Below are 1,392 nucleotides of genomic sequence, written 5' to 3'. Positions count from 1 at the left end.
ACAAGCTGGATACCACCAGCGAATCGCACCCTTTCTACACTGGTACACAAAAATCTGTGGACAATATGGGTGGACGCGTTGAGCGCTTCCGCAACCGTTTCGGCAAAACAGCCACTACGACTGCCGCTCCAGCCGCTACGCCCGCCGAGTAAATTGACTTCAGGTTTTGGCCTGAACTGTCACCTAAAAAGCAGCCCGGATTTCCGCGCTGCTTTTTTTATTGTTTGTGAATCTGTGAACCACCCCAACCCCGCCATCGTTACCCAGGCTGGTGCCAGACGCCTTCCGCGCTGGGCCTTGTTCCTGCTGTGCCTGGCATACGCCTTGCCAGGCTTCCTGGGCCGCGACGCCTGGAAAAGCGAAGACATGGCAGCCTTGGGATTTATGGCGGAATTGGTGCAGGGTACCTCCAACTGGCTGAAGCCAACATTGATCGGCCTACCTCCTGAAAACCCGGGCGTATTACCGTATTGGCTGGGCGCATGGGCCTTGCAGGTGGCGCCAACCTGGGCCAGCTCAGACTTCGTTGTCCGCCTGCCGTTTTTGCTGCTGCTGGGGCTGGCGATGGTGGCCACTTGGTACGGAACCTACTACCTGGCGCGCAACCCTTTGGCACAACCCGTTCCGTTTGCTTTTGGTGGCGAGGCGCTGCCAGCGGACTATGCCCGTGCAATGGCCGATGGCGGGCTATTGGCCTTTATCGCCTGCCTGGGACTGGCGCAATTGGCGCACGAAACAACACCCGCGCTGGCACAACTGGGTTTCTCTGCACTGTTCTTCTTTGGAATGGCTGCTCTACCCTACCGCAAGCATGGACCCGCAGTCGCTGCAACGCTAGGGCTTATCGGCCTATCGCTTTCTGGCGCACCGAGCTTGACCATACTGTTCGGACTCGGAAGCGCACTGTTGCACTACGCCGACCGCGCGGCTGACCTTGCCGGCTCTGCCCGCAACCGCCGAATCACCCGAGAAAGTATCGCCATTGCATTGATCACGCTTGCCAGCGCTGCGCTCGCCATGGCGCTAGGTCTATTGAGCTGGAAAGTCCAGCTACCGCGTGCCCAGTGGGCCGACTGGAGCGGCTATGCGGAGTTGCTGTTGTGGTTCACCTGGCCGGCCTGGCCATTGACGCTGTGGACATTGTGGCGCTGGCGCCACCAGTTGTTCAACCGCCGCATCAGCAGGCACATTGCATTACCCGCATGGTTTTTTGCAGTATGCGCGGTGGCTACACTGTTAACCGGGTCGTCAGACCGCACCTTGCTACTGGCGTTGCCCGCGCTTGCGGCACTGGCGGCCTTTGCCTTGCCCACTCTGCAGCGCCAGGTTTCCGCGCTGATTGACTGGTTCACCCTGCTGTTCTTTTCTGGCTGCGCGTTCACGATATGGGTG

Annotated in this window: 1 protein-coding gene and 1 pseudogene; both read left to right on the top strand. The window is 59.6% G+C overall.

The annotated features are described in order from the left end of the window. A partial coding sequence (rpmE, locus tag AC097P_RS23940; RefSeq protein WP_479612926.1) for a 50S ribosomal protein L31 occupies nt 1-152 on the top strand: 152 nt, incomplete at its 5' end. An 82-nt stretch (nt 153-234) separates the two neighbouring features. Next, nucleotides 235-1,392: pseudogene (locus AC097P_RS23935) on the top strand (hypothetical protein); the annotation flags it as partial.

This window comes from Rhodoferax sp. ZS1R8, assembly GCF_056521325.1.
Note: the sequence above shows the minus strand (reverse complement) of the source record. Positions and strands in the feature narration are given on the sequence as shown.